The sequence below is a fragment of the Rhodococcus sp. WMMA185 genome (assembly GCF_001767395.1).
In the GTDB taxonomy this organism is placed as follows: domain Bacteria; phylum Actinomycetota; class Actinomycetes; order Mycobacteriales; family Mycobacteriaceae; genus Rhodococcus_F.
This window is the reverse complement of record NZ_CP017014.1, coordinates 16,989-34,614: the sequence shown is the minus strand read 5'-3', so window position 1 is coordinate 34,614 and position 17,626 is coordinate 16,989. Positions and strand designations below refer to the sequence as shown.

Below are 17,626 nucleotides of genomic sequence, written 5' to 3'. Positions count from 1 at the left end.
GCGGCCGCTAGGTTCGTGCAACAGCCTGATCGCCGTGAGGGCCGAAGAGGTGCAGAATTTCCACGACGGTGGTTCCATTCGGGCCGAACCAGTGCGGTTCTTCGGTATCGAGTTCGGCTACTTCCCCCGGACGGAGCACGAGTTCTCTCGCGAGTCGGTTCGACGTGGTGGACGTGATCGGGCCTGGCCGGCTGGTCATGGGGCTGTGCGGACCACGCCCTGCACCCCCCGCATCACCGACCTGGCATCCGCGCTCGTCAGCTCAGAACCGGGCGGAGGATCCAGCCGCCGCCCAGCACGAGACAACTGACCGTTACCACGAGGAACAGACCCACCCAGACCAGCCCCGGAATGTGGGTGAGACGCGCGAGTTGATCGGCGTCAGAGTTCGGGGCCGCACCCTTGGCGCGATGCCGCTGCAGTTCGATGACCGGCCTCGTCGCGGCCACAAGCATGAACAGCGTGATCAGGTAAGCCGCCGCTACCTGCTGGTCCTGCGTCCCGAACCAGACGAGCCCGAACAGCAGCGCCCCGACCAGACTCAGGGAGAACAGCCCGTAGAGATTTCGGACGAGAAGCAGCATCGCCGCGAGGGCCGCCACCCCGATCCACAACACCGCCACCGCATGCCCGGTGCCGAGTACCCAGGCCGCACCCAAGCCGAGCAAGGCGGGGCCCACATAGCCTGCGAAGGTCATGAGAACCACGCCCAGACCGGTGGGCTTCCCCGAGGAAATAGCCACACCTGACGTGTCCGAGTGCAGTCGCACGCCTTTGAGTCTTCTCCCGAAGAGCAGCGCGACCAACAAGTGTGCGCCCTCGTGAACGATGGTCACTACATTTCGGGTAAGTCGCCAGGCGTGCGGTTCGAGAACCAAGACCACCGCCACCACCGCGGCGACCTGGACAATCCATGTGGGGGGTGCGGGACTGACCGCACTCATGCGCTCCCACAACGATTCAATTTCGTTCATCGGCGCCGAGTGTATCGGCGCCGACGGGTCCTACCCGCGGCTCGCGAGATGTGGGATCAGCCCGCCTGCAAGCACATCGTCCACCTGACGTCGGCTGAGACGATGGCGAACCGGAATCTCGGCCCCGCGCCTCGCATTCAAGAGGGTCAAGGACTGCCCGGATTGAATGGCCGCACGCACGCCGTCGAGGATCAACACATCGCCCTGCGCAATCGTGTCGTAGTCATCCGGGTTTTCGAACTCGAGTGCGAGCACACCGAAGTTGGCGAGGTTCTGCCAGTGGATACGGGCAAACGACTTGGCGATCACCGCATGGAGTCCGAGATAGCGGGGAGTGATAGCCGCGTGCTCTCGTGAAGAACCCTGACCGTAGTTTTCGCCGCCGACGACGAAGTGCCCGGTGCTCTTCGCCGACTTCTCCGCGCGCCCAGGATAGGTCTCGTCGATCTGAGTGAACGTGAACCGGGCCAGCTTGGGGATGTTGGACCGGAACGGCAGAGCCCGTGCCCCTGCGGGTGAAATCTCGTCGGTCGATACGTTGTCGCCGACCACGAGAAGGGCTGGCGCCTCGATCCGATCGCGAAGCGGAGGAAGCTCCGGCAGAGACGAGATGTTGGGCCCTTTGACCAGTTCGACTTCAAGGGCCTGGGCTGCCGGTAGCGGAGCCACGAGCATGGCTGTGTTGATCGCTGCCCGATCCGGAAGCTCGATCGTCGGGTACGGCATCCCGACGTCATCCGCCCAGCGACGCGGATCGGTGATGACCCCGGTGAGCGCCGACGCCGCCGCCGTCTCCGGCGAGCACAGCCACACCGAGTCCTCTCTGGTTCCCGAGCGGCCCGGAAAATTGCGGGGCATCGTCCTGAGTGAATTCTTGCCCGTTGCGGGTGCCTGACCCATACCGATACAGCCCATGCACCCGGACTGGTGGATACGTGCGCCCGCCATGACGAGTTCGAGTGTGGCACCCATTCCGGTGAGATCGGAAAGAATCTCTCGGGAACTCGGGTTGACATCGAAGCTCACGCTAGGAACGGTCTGCCTCCCCGACACCATGGCCGCAGCGATCGCAAAGTCGCGCAGCCCAGGATTGGCGGACGATCCGATCACAACCTGACTGACGGCTTCACCGGCAACCTCACGGACAGGTACCACGTTCCCCGGCGACGACGGTTTCGCGATCAGGGGCTCGATAGCCGATAGGTCAAGGTGTTCGCGGACGTCGTAACCTGCGCCGTCATCGGCGAGCAACTCCACGAAGTCCCCTTCCCTTCCCTCGCACCGCAGGAAGTCCCGAACCGCGTCATCTGCGGGGAATATCGATGTCGTCGCACCCAGCTCGGCGCCCATGTTCGCGATGACATGACGATCCATCGCGGTCAAAGTCGTAAGCGCCGGTCCGTGGTACTCGATGATCCTGCCGAGCCCGCCCTTGACCCCGTGGCGGCGGAGCATCTCGAGAATGACATCTTTCGCTGAGCACCACTCGGGCAAACGGCCGGTCAACTCCACTCCCCAGATCTGCGGCATCCGCAGATGCAGTGGCTTCCCCGCCATCGCCATGGCGACCTCGAGCCCGCCGACCCCGATCGCGAGCATGCCTAGAGAACCTGCCGCCGGAGTGTGCGAGTCGGAGCCGGCCATCGTCTTGCCTGGAACACCGAATCGCTGCATGTGGGTCGGATGGGAGACCCCGTTTCCGGGCTTGGAGAACCACAACCCGTACCGCAGCGCAGCTGTGCGGAGAAACTCGTGGTCCTCGGCGTTCTTCTCGTCGGCCTGCAATAGATTGTGGTCGACGTACTGCACGCTCAGTTCCGTGTCGACCCGGTCGAGGTCGAGTGCCTCGAGTTCCTGCATCACCAGTGTTCCGGTGGCATCCTGGGTGAGGGTCTGATCGACCCGAATAGAGATCTCCTCGCCCGGTTCCATTCGACCGCCGAGGAGGTGGGCACCGATGACTTTGCGGGCGAGATTGTCCGGCATCGTTGATCCCTTCGTCCTATCTTCAGGATGCCCCGCGACCCCCGGCGAGAGCCAGAGCCGACAGGCAACTCGAGACTCGACAGAACAATCTTCAACTATCTACACCATGCCCTAGATACCCCTAGATTTTGCTAGCGGCGCGGGTAGTGCGATTGGTGACAGTGCACTTCTCACAAGCGGCCCAGGCGGCGTGAGGCTCGCAGCACAACCGTGCGGAGTCAACCGAAATCGGGGCAATTCTCGTCACTGGACGATGGCACACCGGCCGAGTACGCTGCCCAATGCAGGCAACCCAACCGCCTGTGCAGTCAACTGAATTCAGATCAACAAGGCTTGACTCTAGCTCCAGGTGGACCCGGTATCGGGGACCAGCCAGGGTCAGGGCACTACAACATGGGACCCGATCGGCCTGAGTCACGCAAGGCGGACACGTCACGCTGAAAACCGAAGTGAGACACGGTTAATTCACAGCTGGATCATCTGTTCCACTTTGACAACTACACGTTGCCGAGAACGCACGAGCGCATCAGGTTAGGGGTCGAAGGAGAGTAGCTGACATGCCTCAAGTCACGCTGGAGCAGGCAACAATCAAGTATCAGGTACTGGGACCCGAGGACTCAGCGTATCCGCCAGTGCTTTTCATCCATGGTCTCTGTGTCGATCACCGGCTGTGGTCAGAAGTTGCCGAGTCCTTAGCCCGCAGTGGATTTCGGTGCGTCATGCCCACGTTGCCGTTGGGTGCCCATACCATCCCAGTGGATGACACCGTCACGTTGTCCTTTGCCGGCCTTGCGACGCTCATCCGCGATCTGATGGACGCCCTGGAACTGACCGATGTGACGCTTGTCGGTAGCGACACCGGCGGTGGGCTGTGTCAGGTGGTGGTTGACTATTACCCAGACCACGTCGGACGGATGGTTCTGGCCAACTGCGACGCCTTCGAAAAGTTCCCGCCGTTTCCGTTCACCATGACACTGCAACTGATGCGCGGTCCGATGTCCATCAGAACGATGTTCACCGCGATGCGGCTGCTACGTCCATTGCGCCACTCGATGTTTGGCTACGACCTGCTCACGGATGAGTACGCGGATCTCACCAAAGCCTGGTTCGAGCCGTGCCGGAACGACGAGCGCATCTGCCGGGATCTGGCGATCCTAGCGCGGCAAATCAGCGTCAGCGATCTCGTCGGGGTATCGACTAGGCTTCACCAATTCAACAAGCCTGTCGTCCTCGCCTGGGGACAGCAAGACCGGCTTTTTACACCGAGGCTCGGCAGGCGCCTTGCAGACGTCTTCCCCAACTCGACATTGATCGAGATTCCCAATTCGAGAACATTTGTCCCCCTGGATGATCCAAAGTCGGTAATCGAGGCCATCACAAGAGTGAACGCATCGCCACATCTAGACGTCGCAGCCGGAACGGACGCGAAAGCGTAAACGGACAACCGTCCATCCGCAACAGGGGACCAACGAGAACGCGAAGTGCAACAGAACTTTCCGAAGCCGACAGGCTTGTCTCGATGTGATGCGAGCCAGTTGTACGCAGCAGCCGACGCCGCGAGCGTTATGCCGCCACCTGAAACACCTGGCGGATAAACCTGGGTCAGGATCCGAAGATGTTGCCCGGCGATCCCATGCCGCCGTCGTCGGTGTTGCCGTCGCCGTCGCCGGGGCCACCGTCCCCGGGGACACCGTCCGTGTCGGTGACAGTGACCGTAACGGCCCCGGCGGTCGAAACGGAATAGCCCGGGGCTCCGCTGTAGACGGCGGTGATGTCGTGGGTACCTCCGGAGTTGAAGGTGTGAGTGATGCTCGCCTTGCCGTCCTCGATCACCGGCACCGGGATACCCAAGTCGGTGTCGCCGTCCCTGAACTGCACGATGCCACCCTCAGGGGCTGGAGACACCTGCGCCTCGAAACTCACCTCCACGCCGGCCTGCACGCTCGACGGGCCGGTGAGCACCGTGGTGGTCTCAGCGTCCGGGACCGGGACCTGCACGGTCTGCACACCCGACTGCGAGCCCTTCGAATGCGGGGTCTCCAGAAACTTCGCGGACAGTGTGTGCTCACCCGCCGCGTCCGGAGTCCACTCGAATGCCGCCACACCCTTTTTGTCGAGCTCAGCCGTCCCGATCTTGGTGGCACCGTCGTAGAACTCGACGGTGTCGCCTTTGGCGCCACCGGTCACGGTCGCAGTCAGCGATACCGACTTGTCTACCTGCACGTCGGACGGTGCGGCAGCGAGATCTGTGGTGGAGGTGTCCAGCGCGACCTTGATGGTCGGACCTTTGGTGCTGTACTTACCGCTGCCGAGCGAACCCGTGTAGCGCATTCCCGTATCCAGCGCAACGTTGCGGTCACAATCCGCACCGACCCTGTAGGTGAACTCGAACGTGCGCGACTGCTTGAACCCGGGAAGCTCCGGTCCGAACATCGGGTACACCGGCCACTTGATGATGTTGCCCTTTACCTTCGCCCAATCATCGCCCTTGCTGTCGATGCCATAAGACTTCCCACCCACCTTCGCCGACACGACCGTCAGGCACGCGGGATGCACATCCCGAACGTTGTAGATGTACTCGACGGCGCCACCGGCTTTGCGTTGGAACTTTGTCGTCACGGTGATGGTCTCTCCCGAATGGGGGTTCACGTTGCTTATCGTCCGGGTGAACTGGCTGAAGTGGTCGGACCATTTCTTCGAGTCGTCAGCCGCGTCAGCAACGCCGGCGCCCACGGTGACCGCGAATCCTGCGGCCACCACCACGGCACTGAAGGCACCGAGCGCACGACGAATGTTCATGCCAGGCATGAATTTCCTCTCAATGACGAAGCGTGCGTGATGGTTCGGGTCAGGATCCGAAGATGTTGCCGATCGATCCTGTTCCGGTCTCGGCGTCCGAAACCTGCACGGTCTGCACACTCGACTGCGAACTCTGGGTCTGCGGGTTTCCCAGGTACTTCGCGGTCAGGGGATGGGCACCTGACGTGTCCGGTGTCCAATCCAATGTCGCGGCGCCAGTGTCGTCGAGCTCAGCCGTCCCGATCTTGGTGATGTCGTCGTAGAACTCGACGGTGTCACCGGCGCCGCCGCCGGTCACGGTGGCCGTCAGCGGTACCGACTGCCCTATCTGCACGCCGGACGGTACGGCAGCGAGATCGGTAGTGGAGGCGTCGGAGACCGTGATGCGCGGTCCAAGGTTGACTTCTTGGACGGTGGTACCCCTGTCGTTCAAGACCGTAAATCGCATTCCCGTCGCGAGCGGAACATTGCGGCCACAATCCTCGCCGACCTCGTACGCGAACTCGAAGGTGTGCGATTCCGGGCCGATTGTCAGGGGCAGCACATCCCCTGCACCATTGCCGCTGCTGACCGTGACGGAATCGGGACCGAGAGTGTTGGTGAGATCCAAGGGCTCCCCGTCCAGCTTCACCGATTGAAACGTCATACATGCCGGGTAGATATCCGTGAAGTCATCGATGGTCTCCGACACATCACCGACCGGTTCGATCCTCGTCGTCGACGTGATGGTGTCTCCCGGGGCCGCGCTCACGTCGCTGATCGTGCGAGTGAAGGTGCTTGTGCCGTCGTTGAATGCCACCGGCGCCGGCGCCGCAGCACCGACGCCGACGCCGGCAGTGACCGTGAATCCTGCGGCCGCCGCTACGGCGCCGAGGGTGCCGAGAGCGCGACGATTGTTCCTTTCGGACATGAATTCCCTTTCAAATATGAAGCATTCGTGATAACAGAGTCAGGAGCCGAAGATGTTTCCCGGCGATCCTGTGCCGCCATCGTCGGTGACGGTGATCGTGACGGGACCGGAGGTCGAGCCCCGATGGCCCAGCGTTCCGCTATAGACGGCTGTGATTTCGTGGTCACCTGCGGAGCGGAAAGTGTGGGTGGTACTCGCCTTGCCGTCCGCGCCCACCAGTACCGGGCTGCCCAGGTCGGTGTCGCCGTCTTTGAATTGCACGACACCGCCACCGATTGCCGGTGTGATCTGAGCCACGAGATCCACGGCGGCACCCCTTGCCGCGGACGCGGGTGGAGTCAGCATCACTGTGGTCTCGGCCTCCGACACCGGCACGGGGAGGCCGTCGGAGGTCGAACGGGCAAACCCATCCGTGCCCGAGTATTCCGCGATGATGGTGTGGGTGCCTTGGGAATCGAAGGTGCGGGTGATATTCGCCTTGCCGTCCGCATCCACCGGTACCGGGTCGCCCATATTGGCTGCGCCGTCTTTGAATTGCACAGTGCCACCGCTTGGTACGGGCGACATCTGCGCCGTGAAGGTTGACTCGGAGCCGATATCCGCAGCCTCCGGACCGGTCAGCACCGTCGTAATCTCAGCATCCGAAACCTGCACGGTCTGCGCGCTCGACTCCGAGGGCTCGGCCCGCGAGTTCCCCACGTATTTCGCAGTCAGAGAGTGCTGACCGGGCGTATCCGGTGTCCAGTCGAATGTCGCCACACCCTTGTTGTTCAGCGGACCTGTCCCGATCTTGGTGGTGCCGTCGTAGAAATCGATCTTGTCGACCTCGGCGCTGTCGGTCACGGTCGCCGTCAGCGTTGCCGACTGCGTGAAAGGCACATCGGCGGCCGCGGAGAGGCTTATCACGGGCTGGTCCTTCTGGACCGTGATGGCTGGGCCCTTGGTCTTGTACGTGCCGCTGCCGAGCGAGCCCTTGTAACTCATCCCCGTATCCAGTGGAACATCGCGGTCGCACTTCGCTTCGACCTTGTACGTTATCTCGAACGTGCGGTGCGACGGATATGTCGGCCTACCGCTCAGCGTTGGTGAGTTCACCGACCATTTTGTGAGATTGCCGTCAAGCTTCGTCCAGTCACCGTTTTTGCCGTTGCTGTCGATGCCATAGGATTCAAAGCTGTCGTACCCGTTGGGGTTACTACCCACCCTCGCCGACAGAGGCGTTAGGCACGTCGGGTGCCAGTCCTTGACCCAGTAGATGAACTCCATGACGCTCGAGGTCCGCTCGAACCTCGTAGTCGAGGTGATGGTGTCTCCCGCGCGGGGGTTCACATTGCTGATCGTCCGGGTGAACTTGCTGTTGCCGTCGGTCCACGTCACCGAATTGGAAGCGGCGTCAGCGACGCCTGCACCGACGGTGACCGCGAATCCAGCGGCCACCGCAATGGCGCCGGCGGCGCCGACAAGGCGGCGAATATTTCTGTCGAACATCGATTTCCTCTCGATCACGAGGCGTGCTTCGTCGGTGACGAACTGCTACTCGACCAGGTGAACTGGTTTCGGACCGGATTCTGCGAACGCAGATGGACGGGTGGTGAAGCCAAGTCAGGATCCGAAGATGCTTCCAGGCCAGTCGGCGACGGTGACCGTACCGGCCTGCGCGGTCGAGCCGAGCTGGCCCTGTGCTCCATGGAAGATCGCGGTGATTTGGTGATCACCCGACTCGGTGAAAGCATGTGACAGCGTTGCTATTCCATCGGTCACCGGTACCGGGTCCCCGATCGGGACGGTGCCGTCGAAGAACTGCACGGTACCACCCGTCTGGTTCGGGGAGACCGTCGCTGAGAGGTCCACCGCAACGCCCCTCGCCGCGGACGCGGGTAGGGTCAGCACCGTGGTCGTCTCGATCGAAGACACCGTCACCGAGAGGCCGGCGGATGTCGAACCGGCGACTGCGGCCGTGCCGCTGTAGACAGCCGTGATGTCATGGGTGCCTTCGGAATCGAACGCGTGGGTGATGCTCGCTTTGCCGTCGGCATCCACCGGCACCGGGAGCCCCATATCGCTGTCACCGTCCCTGAATTGGACGATACCGCCCCCGGGGGTTGGTGAGACCTGCGCCTCGAAACTCACCTCCGTGCCGGTCTGCGCGGTCGGCAGACCGGTGAGCATCGTGCTGGTCTCGGCGTCCAGGACCTGCGCGGTCACGTCCGACTGCGAAGCCGCGGTCCTCGTATCCCCCAGGAATTTCGCGGTCAGCTTGTGTTCACCGACCGTGTCGGGTGTCCAGTCGAATGTCGCCGTCCCCCTGAAGCCGTTCAACGTAGCCGTCCCGATCTTGGTGGGACCGTCATAGAATTCGATGTCGTTCGGGAAATTGTAGGAGTTACTCAGCGTAGCCGTCAGGGGTACGGTCTGCCCGACCTGCACATCGGGTGGCACAGTGAGAACAGTGGTGCTGGGATTGAGTGAGACCGTGACGTCTGGCCCCTTGGTGTTGTAGCTGCCACTGCCGAGTGAACCGCTGTAGTTCATCCCCGTCTTCAGCGGAACGTCGTAATCACAGTTGTCGCCGACCTTGTAGTGGAACGTGAATGTGCGTTTGTTCGGATTGACATTCGGGTACACCGGCCAGTCGCCGACGCTACCTCTGTTGGCCTCCGCGTAATCCATGCCTTTGGCCGTACCTTTGGTAATACTGCCCGTGGAAGTTCTTCCCCAGTAAATACTGTTCACATCCGCCCCAGTGAACTGCCAACACGGCGGATGCACGTCCTTTACGTGGTAGATGTACTCAACGGCGCCAGGAGACTTCCGTTCGAACTTTATCGACACGCTGACGTTGTCTCCCGGGTGGGGGTTCACGTTGCTGACCGTCCGGGTGAACTTGCTGTACCCATCGGACCATTTCATTGTTTTTTCAGCCGCACCCGCGGCGCCGGCACCCACGGTGACCGCGAACCCTGCAGCCACAACCACAGCACTGACGGCACTGACTGCACGACGAATATTACTGCCAGACATGAATTTCCTTTCGATGATGCAGCGCGCTTGGCATCAGATCAGGATCCGAAGGTGTTACCCAACGATCCTGTGCCGCCGTCGTCGGTGTTGCCGCCTCCGTCGCCGGGTCCTCCGTCGCCGGGTCCACCGTCCCCGGGGCCGCCGTCCACCACGTCGGTGACCGTGACGGTGACGGTCTCGGCGGTCGATCCGGAATATCCCGGTGCTCCGCTATAGACGGCGGTGATGTCATAAGTACCCTCAGCATCGAAGGTGTGAGTGATACTCGCCGTACCGTTCTCGCTGACCGCCACAGGGCCACCCAGGTCGATGTCGCCATCCTTGAACTGCACGGTGCCACCCTCAGGGGCCGGGGACACCTGCGCCTCGAAACTCACCTCCACGCCGGTCTGCGCGCTCGACGAGCCGGTCAGTACCGTGGTGGTCTCCGCATCCGGCACTGGCGAGACCTGCACGGTCAGCACACTCGACTGCGAACCCGCCACTCGTGCGGTAGCCACGTACTTCGCCGACAATGTGTGGGTACCCTCCGTGTCCGGCGTCCAGTCGAACGCTGCGCCACCCTTGGCGTTGAGCGTGGCCGTCCCGATCTTGGTTGCGCCGTCGTAGAACTCGACGGTGTCGCCGGTGGCGCCACCGCTCACCGTCGCGTTCAGCGGGACCGCCTGCCCGATCTGCACATCGGCCGGCACGGCGTCCAAAGCGGTGGTGGAATTGCTCAACCCAACCGTGATGGCCGGCCCCTTGGTGTTGTACGTACCGCTGCCGAGCGAGCCCGAGTATCGCATTCCCGTCTTCAACGCAGCGCCACGGTCACAGTTCGCACCGACCTTGTACGTGAACTCGAACTTGTGCGACTTCGGACTGATGATCGGGTGCACGACCCACGTACTGTTGCCTCCCCTGACCTTCACGTAGTCGGTACCCTCGCTCACGAGATTCGAGTTAGGGGACTTGCCGTCCACCTTGACCGACTCGAGCGTCAGGCATTCCGGGTGCACGTCATTGACCTCGTGGATGTACTCGAGCACACCACCGACCTTCCGTTCGAACTTCGTCGTCACGGTGATGGTGTCGCCCGCGTGGGGGTTCACGTTGCTGATCGTGCGGGTGAACTTGCTCTTCCCGTCGGTCCACGACTTCGATTGGGAATCCGCAGCCGCGACGCCGGCACCCACGGTGAACGCGAACCCCGCAGCCACCACCACGGCACTGAACGCGCCGGCCGCACGACGAATGTTCCTACCAGACATGAATTTCCTCTCGATGATCAAAACACGCGTAGTGGGTGGGTCAGGATCCGAAGATGTTGGTCGCCGACCCCGTACCTGGAGGCTCGGCGTTCGGGGCGCTCGAGACTTGCACGGTCTGCACGCTCGACTCCGAACTCTGTGTCCGCTGGGCACCAACATATTTCGCGGAAAGTCTGTGCTCACCACCTGTGGCGGGCGTCCAGTCGAGTGTTGCCATGCGAAGGCTGCCCAGCTGAGCTGTCCCGATCTTGGTGCCGCCGTCGTAGAACTCGACGTCGTCACCGGTGGAGCCGCCGGTCACGGTCGCCGTGAGCGGTACCAACTGCCCGACCTGCACATCGGCCAGCACGTCAGCAAGAGCGGTGGTCGTGGGGTCTTTTGTAACCGTGACAGTCGGGCCCATGGTGTTGTAGGCATGGCTACCCCCACCGTAGTAGCGCATTCCCGTCGTCAGCGGAACGTTGACATCGCAGTTCTCGCCGACCTCGTAGGTGAATTCGAACGTGTGCGAGGGGTTTCTAGACTTGCTCCACTCCCACGCCCCCGTGATTTGCGCCCCAACGGCATCCTGGCTGTCGAGATCGTAGGGCGTCCCGTCCACCTCCACCGACTCGAACGTGAAGCATTCCGGGTGTACGTCGTTGACCAGGGTGATGTACTCGATAAGGGCAAAGGCGTTGGTTTCGAACTTCGTCGACACGGTGACGGTGTCTCCCGGGTAGGGGGTTGCGTCGCTGATCGTGCGAGTAAACGTGTGGTCACCATCGGTCCAGGTCACCGTGTCGGGTGCCGCACTGGCGACGCCGGCACCGGCGGTGACCGCGAATCCTGAGGCCACCGCCACGGCGCCCAGGGCACCGATTCTGCGACGAATGTTCGTGCCAGACATCAATTTCCTCTCAATGAAAAAGCGTGATTGTGGTTGGGTCAGGATCCGAATATGTTGCCGAGCGACCCCGTCATGCCGGGCTCGATGCCGGAGTTGCTCGAGACCTGCACGGTCTGCAAACTCGACTGAGAGCTCTCCGTCTGTGGGTTTCCCAGGTATTTCGCGGACAGACCGTGTCTGCCCGCCACGTCCGGTATCCAGCCGAAGGACGCCACACCAGTGCCGTCGAGCAGGGCCGTGCCGAGTTTGGCAGGACCGTCGTAGAATTCGACTGCTTCTCCGGCGGCACCACCGGTAACCGTCGCCGTCAGCGGCACCGACTGCCCGACCTGCACGTCGGACGACACAGTATCGAGGGCGGTGCTGGAGCTGTCCAACCTGACCGTGACGCCCGGGCCCACATCGGTGTAGGCATTGATGTTTCCGTCGGAACGGCTACTGAGGTAGCGCATCCCCGTCGTCAGCGGGACGTTGCGGTCGCAGTTCGGCCCAACCAGATACGTGAACTCGAACGTGTGCGACTGATTCGTATTTACATACCACGAGCCGCTGACCCTCACGAAATCTGCACCCTGGGTATAGGGGTCATATGGCTTCCCGTCCACCCTGGCCGATCTGAAGGTCAGACATTCCGGGTGTATGTCCCAAATGTCATGGACTTGTTCATTATCCAAGACCGAACCCTTGAACCATTCGAACTTCGTCGTCACAGTGACATCGTCGCCCACGCTAGGTTTTATGTTGCCGAAACTGCGGGTGAGCCTGGCATTTCCATCGGTCCACGTCACCGAACTGTCTGCCGCACCGGCAACACCGGCACCAGCGGCGACCACGAGTCCTGCGGCCACCGCGGCGGCACCGAGGGCACCGACTATGCGACGTATGTTCCTGCCGGGCATGATTTTCCTTTCGATGATGCGGTGTGATCGGTATTCGTGTCAGGATCCGAAGATGTTGCCGGGCGATCCTGGCCCGCCTCCATCGGTATTGCCGCCGTCGTCGGTGCCACCATCCCCGTCGTTGTCGGTGACCGTGACGGTGAGCGCCTCGGAGGTCGAACCGACATAACCCGGTGCTCCGCCGTAGACGGCGGTGACGTTATGGGTGCCAGCGGAATCGAACGTGTGGGTGATGCTGGCTCTGCCGTCCGCATCCACCGGTACCGGGGTACCCAGGTCGGCGAAACCGTCCCGGAACTGCACGGTGCCACCCTCGGGAGTCGGGGAGACCTGCGAGCCGAAGATCACCTCGGTGCCGGTCTGCGCGGTCGCCGGTCCCCTGAGTACCGTGGCGGTCTCGGCGTACCCAGCCCAGACCTGCACGGTCTCGAAGCTCGACTGCGAGCTCCGGGTGTGCGAGTTTCCCGGGTACTTCGAGGTCAGTGTGTGCGCACCCTCCCTATCCGGTGTCCAGTCGAATAGAGCCACACCACTGCGGTTGAGCACGGCCGTCCCGATCTTCGTGGCACCGTCGTACAATTCGACGGTCTCTCCGGCGTTACCACCGGTCACCTTCGAGTCGAGCGGTACCGACTCTCCGACCTGCGCATCGGTCGGTACAGAGCGGAACTCGGTTTTGGAGGTGTCCAACCCGACCAAGATGGCCGGACCCTTGGTGTTGTGCTTACGGGTGACGAGATTGCTCACGTAGCGCATTCCCGTGTCCAGCTCAACGTTGCGTTCACAACTCGATCCGACCTTGTACGTGACCTCGAACGTGCGCGACCTCGTACCGACGACCGGGTGTATCGGCCACTTGATTCTGTTGCTACTGAACCTCACCCAATCGGCACCCGTGCCGACTCCAAAGGACTTACCATCCAGCTTCGCCGAGTCAAACATCAGACACGCAGGGTGCACATCCGTTACCTCGTAGATGAACTCCGTCACACCGCCGAACTTCTTCTCCAACTTGGTTGTCACGGTGACGGTGTCGTCGACTCGAAGGTACGCATTGCTGACCGTTCGGGTGATCTTGGTCATGCCGTCCGTCCATGACACCGATTCGTCTTCGTCCTTTGCGCCCGCGGGACCGGCCCCGACCGTGGCAACCAATGCTGCGGCTGCCACCACGGCGCCGACCGCACGACGTATGTTGCTGCCGAACATCTATTACCTCTCGATGGTGAAGCGTGTTTCGTGGTCGAATCAGGATCCGAAGATGTTGCCGGCCGATCCTGTGCCGCCTCCATCGGTGTTGCCGCCGTCGTCGGTGCCGCCATCCCCGTCGTTGTCGGTGACCGTGACCCTGATGGGCTGAGCGGTCGAACCGACATAGCCCGGTGCTCCGCTGTAGACGGCGGTGATGTCATAGGTGCCAGCGGAATCGAACGTGTAGGTGATGTTCGCCTTGCCGTCCGCATCCACCGGTACCGGGATACCCAAGTCGGTGTCACCATCCCTGAACTGCACGATGCCACCCTCAGGGGTCGGGGACACCTGCGCCTCGAGGTTCACCTCCGCGCCGGTCTGCACGCTCGACGGGCCGGTGACCACTGTTCTGGTCTCCGCGTCCGGGGCCGGCGAAATCTGCACGGTCCGCTTGCTCGACTCCGAGCGCGCGACCCTCGAGGTCTCCACGTATACCGCGGACAGGCTGTGGGCACCGTCCGTCTCGGGTGTCCAGTCGAGAACCGCCGTGCCCGTCCAGTAGTGAGACCCCCTTCCGACTGGGGCCTCTCCTATCTTGGTGGTGCCGTCGTAGAACTCGACGACGTCACCACTGACTATCTGTTGCGCTCCATTGGTCACGTTCGCCGTCAGCGGAACCGAATGCCCGACCTGCACACCGTCAGGCACATCGCCGAACTCGGTGGTCGTGGGATCTTTGACGACCGTGACCTTCGGGCCCTTGGTCTTGTTGCCGCCTTTGCCGAGCGATGTGTCGTAGGTCACCCCCGTGTCCACGGTATCGGTGCGCTTGCAGCTGTCCGTGACCCTGTACGTGAACTCGATTGTTCGCGAATTCTTGCTGACCAGGCCGCGAATCGGCCACTGGATAGCGCCTCCCCGGACCTGTGCCGCACCCGCGGTAGTGCCGTGACTATAGGACTCCCCATTCACCTTCGCCGACAACACTTCCCAGCATGTAGGGGTGATATCCGTGAACTCTCTGAGGTACATCACCACCCCACCAGTCCGTTCGATCTTCGTCTTCGTGGTAACCCTCTCGTTGACGTGAGGGTTCACATTGCTGATCGTTCGGGTGAGCTTGGTGTTGCCTTCTTTCCAGGACACCTCACCTTGATCTGCACTGGCTACGTCGCCGGCGGCCAAGGTGAATCCTACGGTTACCGCCACGACACCCAGGGCACTGATCATGCGGCGAATATTCCTGCCGGACATCTCTTTCCTCTCGATCACGAAGCGCGCTTCACAGTCAGGTGTCAGGATCCGAAGGTGTTGCCCACCGATCCTGTGCCGGTGGGCTCGTCGGTGCCACCGCCGCCGTCGTTGTCGTCGTCGAGAGTGACCGTGAGAGCCTCGGAGGTCGAACCGACATAGCCCGGTGCTCCGCGGTAGACCGCGGTGATGTCATGGGTGCCAGCGGAGTCGAAGGTATGGGTGATGTTGGCTCTGCCGTCAGTATCCACCGGCACGGGACTACCCAAGTCGGTGTCGCCGTCCCGGAACTGCACGATGCCACCCTCGGGGGCCGGGGAGACCTGCGAGCCGAAGATCACCTCGGTGCCGGTCTGCGCGGTCGCCGGTCCCCTGATCACCGTGGTGGTCTCGGCGTCCGGGGCCGGCGAAACCCGCACGGTCTCCACGTTCGACTGCGAACCTCGGATCTCCGAGTTGCCCACATATTTCGCAGACAGTTTGTGCAAACCCTCTGTGTCCGGTGTCCAGTCGAACGTTGACACACCCCAAAATAATTGATCCGTCAAGGGTGCTGTCCCAATCATCCTGGTGTCGTCGTAGAACACGACGGAACCGATGCCATGGTTGACGAACGAGCCGGAAACGGTCGCCTTCAATCGCACCGGACTACCGACCTGCGGGTCGCCCGGCACTTCGAGGATGGTGCTGGTTGTGCTCTGACCGACCGTGATTTCTGGCCCCTTGGACTCGTAGGAATGTATACCGCGTGAACTCGTGTAGTTCATTCCCGTCGTCAGCGGACCGCCCCCGCACTCGACCCGGTACGTGAACTCGAACGTGTGCGACTTCTCCCAAATGATCGGGTGCACTGTCCAAGACCCTCTGACCTGCGTCCACTGGGGGTACCGGTTCGCGATATCGTGGCTCTTCCCGTCCACCTTCACTGACAGGGCGTTCAGACATTGCGGGTGCACGTCGGTGACCTCGTGGATAGTCTCGAGCGCACCACCGACCTTCCGTTCGAACTTGGTCGACACGGTAATGGTGTCTCCTGGGCTGGGATTCCCGTTGCTGATCGTCCGCGTGAACTTGCTCTTTCCGTCGGACCACGACTTCGTGACAGGAGCCGCACCCGCGTCTCCGGCGCCCACCGTGACAGCGAAACCCACGGTCATCAGCATGGCACCGACGGTGCCGACCACACGTCGTATGTTCCTGCCGGACATCTCTTTCCTCTCGATGTTGCAGCGCGCTTCGTAGTCGGGTGTCAGGATCCGAAGGTGTTGCCCGCCGATCCTGTGCCTACGGGGTCGTCGGTGCCGCCGTCGTCGTTCCCGCCGCCGTCGTCGTCGAGGGTGACCGTGACGGTAAGCGCCTCGGAGGTCGAACCGACATAGCCCGGTGCACCGCTGTAGACGGCGGTGATGTCATGGGTGCCAGCGGAATCGAAGGTGCGGGTGATGCTGACCATGCCGTCTTCGACCACCGGTACCGGGATACCCAAGTCGGTGTCACCGTCTCTGAACTGCACGATGCCACCCTCTGGGATCGGGGAGATCTGCACCTCGAAATTCACCTCCGCGCCGGTCTGCACGCTCGACGGGCCAGTGAGCACCGTGGTGGTCTCAGCGTCCGGGGTCGGGACCTGCACGGTCTGCACACCTGACTGAGAGCCCCCCACCCGCGAGGTCCCCAGGTACTTCGCCGACAGCTTGTGCTCACCATCCGTGTCCGGAGTCCACTCGAACGACGCCACGCCCTTGGCGTCGAGAGCCGCCGTCCCGATCTTGGTGGCACCGTCATAGAACTCGACGGTGTCGCCTTTGGCTCCACCGGTGACGGTCGCCGTCAGCGGCACCGACTGCCCGAGGTGGACTTCGGCCGGCACATCGCCGAACTCGGTGGTAGTGGGGACTTTACCGATCGTGACCCTCGGGCCCTTGGTTTTGAAGTTGCTGGTGCCGTGCGAGCCCTTGTAGCTCATCCCCGTGTCGAATGGAACACCTTGCTCACAGTTGCTCCACACGTTGTACGTGAACTCGAACAGAATCGACTTCGGACTGATGATGGGGCGGATCGGCCAATCGAAGATGCCAGCCGCGAGTTTCGCGGCACCGGGGGTATCGCCATAACCCCCTGGGCCGCGGCCGACCGATTGATAGGGATACCCGTTCACCTTCGCCGACAATAAGCTCCAGCATGTAGGGGTTCTGTCCGTGATCTCGTAGATGTACTCCGCCGAACTGCCGAACTTCTTCTCGATTTTGGTCTGCACGGTGACCCTGGAGTTGACTGAAGGGTTCACATTGCTGATCGTTCGGGTGAACTTGGTCTTTCCGGAAGTCCACGACACCGATCCGGACTCTGCACCCGCAACGCCGGCACCAGTCGTCACCGCGAAACCTGCGACCACGGCCATGGCACTGACGACACTGACCACGCGACGAATAGTCGTGCCAGACATGCGTTTC

General features: G+C 62.2%; 15 protein-coding genes. 1 reads left to right on the top strand and 14 read right to left on the bottom strand.

All coding sequences use genetic code 11. The features are described 5' to 3' along the window. Positions 1 to 7 precede the first annotated feature (7 nt). Genes BFN03_RS00155 through BFN03_RS00145 form a run of 3 tightly spaced genes read right to left on the bottom strand, consistent with a single transcriptional unit; the run spans position 8 to position 2,960 of the window. Complete coding sequence (locus BFN03_RS00155) at positions 8 to 199, bottom strand: hypothetical protein (protein ID WP_070377302.1); 192 nt, start codon at positions 197 to 199, stop codon at positions 8 to 10. A gap of 58 nt (positions 200 to 257) precedes the next feature. Continuing rightward, entirely contained in the window at positions 258 to 974 is a 717-nt protein-coding gene (locus BFN03_RS00150) for a M50 family metallopeptidase (protein WP_070377301.1), read from the bottom strand. A gap of 30 nt (positions 975 to 1,004) precedes the next feature. Next, a complete protein-coding gene (locus BFN03_RS00145; RefSeq protein ID WP_070377300.1) occupies positions 1,005 to 2,960 on the bottom strand; it encodes an aconitate hydratase in 1,956 nt (651 codons plus the stop codon). Between the two features lie 557 nt (positions 2,961 to 3,517). Here BFN03_RS00145 and BFN03_RS00140 point away from each other — a divergent pair. Continuing rightward, positions 3,518 to 4,396 carry an alpha/beta fold hydrolase gene (locus BFN03_RS00140; protein WP_070377299.1) on the top strand — a complete coding sequence of 293 codons (879 nt, stop codon included), beginning with the start codon at positions 3,518 to 3,520 and terminating at the stop codon, positions 4,394 to 4,396. Between the two features lie 166 nt (positions 4,397 to 4,562). On the opposite strand, the gene BFN03_RS00135 is transcribed toward BFN03_RS00140, so the two are convergent. The 11 genes from BFN03_RS00135 to BFN03_RS00085 all read right to left on the bottom strand — a co-directional run bounded on the left by BFN03_RS00135 (position 4,563) and on the right by BFN03_RS00085 (position 17,619). After that, positions 4,563 to 5,768, bottom strand: coding sequence for an Ig-like domain-containing protein (locus tag BFN03_RS00135; protein ID WP_084385443.1), 1,206 nt, complete (start codon positions 5,766 to 5,768; stop codon positions 4,563 to 4,565). Positions 5,769 to 5,808: 40 nt separating this feature from the next. Beyond that, positions 5,809 to 6,669 carry an Ig-like domain-containing protein gene (locus tag BFN03_RS00130; RefSeq protein WP_070377297.1) on the bottom strand — a complete coding sequence of 287 codons (861 nt, stop codon included), beginning with the start codon at positions 6,667 to 6,669 and terminating at the stop codon, positions 5,809 to 5,811. A gap of 39 nt (positions 6,670 to 6,708) precedes the next feature. After that, positions 6,709 to 8,157 carry an Ig-like domain-containing protein gene (locus tag BFN03_RS00125; protein ID WP_070380470.1) on the bottom strand — a complete coding sequence of 483 codons (1,449 nt, stop codon included), beginning with the start codon at positions 8,155 to 8,157 and terminating at the stop codon, positions 6,709 to 6,711. A gap of 114 nt (positions 8,158 to 8,271) precedes the next feature. Then, positions 8,272 to 9,690 carry an Ig-like domain-containing protein gene (locus tag BFN03_RS00120; protein ID WP_084385441.1) on the bottom strand — a complete coding sequence of 473 codons (1,419 nt, stop codon included), beginning with the start codon at positions 9,688 to 9,690 and terminating at the stop codon, positions 8,272 to 8,274. 38 nt (positions 9,691 to 9,728) lie between these two features. After that, a complete protein-coding gene (locus BFN03_RS00115) occupies positions 9,729 to 10,943 on the bottom strand; it encodes an Ig-like domain-containing protein (RefSeq protein WP_198163330.1) in 1,215 nt (404 codons plus the stop codon). Positions 10,944 to 10,983: 40 nt separating this feature from the next. After that, positions 10,984 to 11,832: an Ig-like domain-containing protein gene (locus BFN03_RS00110; RefSeq protein ID WP_070377294.1), complete on the bottom strand. Its 849-nt coding sequence runs from the start codon at positions 11,830 to 11,832 to the stop codon at positions 10,984 to 10,986. A gap of 38 nt (positions 11,833 to 11,870) precedes the next feature. Further along, complete coding sequence (locus BFN03_RS00105) at positions 11,871 to 12,731, bottom strand: Ig-like domain-containing protein (protein WP_070377293.1); 861 nt, start codon at positions 12,729 to 12,731, stop codon at positions 11,871 to 11,873. A 39-nt stretch (positions 12,732 to 12,770) separates the two neighbouring features. Then, complete coding sequence (locus BFN03_RS00100) at positions 12,771 to 13,940, bottom strand: Ig-like domain-containing protein (RefSeq protein WP_070377292.1); 1,170 nt, start codon at positions 13,938 to 13,940, stop codon at positions 12,771 to 12,773. A gap of 39 nt (positions 13,941 to 13,979) precedes the next feature. Continuing rightward, on the bottom strand, positions 13,980 to 15,176 hold the full coding sequence (locus BFN03_RS00095; protein ID WP_157109533.1) for an Ig-like domain-containing protein: 1,197 nt from the start codon (positions 15,174 to 15,176) through the stop codon (positions 13,980 to 13,982). 41 nt (positions 15,177 to 15,217) lie between these two features. Further along, positions 15,218 to 16,381: an Ig-like domain-containing protein gene (locus tag BFN03_RS00090; protein ID WP_084385438.1), complete on the bottom strand. Its 1,164-nt coding sequence runs from the start codon at positions 16,379 to 16,381 to the stop codon at positions 15,218 to 15,220. A 41-nt stretch (positions 16,382 to 16,422) separates the two neighbouring features. Beyond that, positions 16,423 to 17,619 carry an Ig-like domain-containing protein gene (locus BFN03_RS00085; protein WP_084385437.1) on the bottom strand — a complete coding sequence of 399 codons (1,197 nt, stop codon included), beginning with the start codon at positions 17,617 to 17,619 and terminating at the stop codon, positions 16,423 to 16,425. Positions 17,620 to 17,626 lie beyond the last annotated feature (7 nt).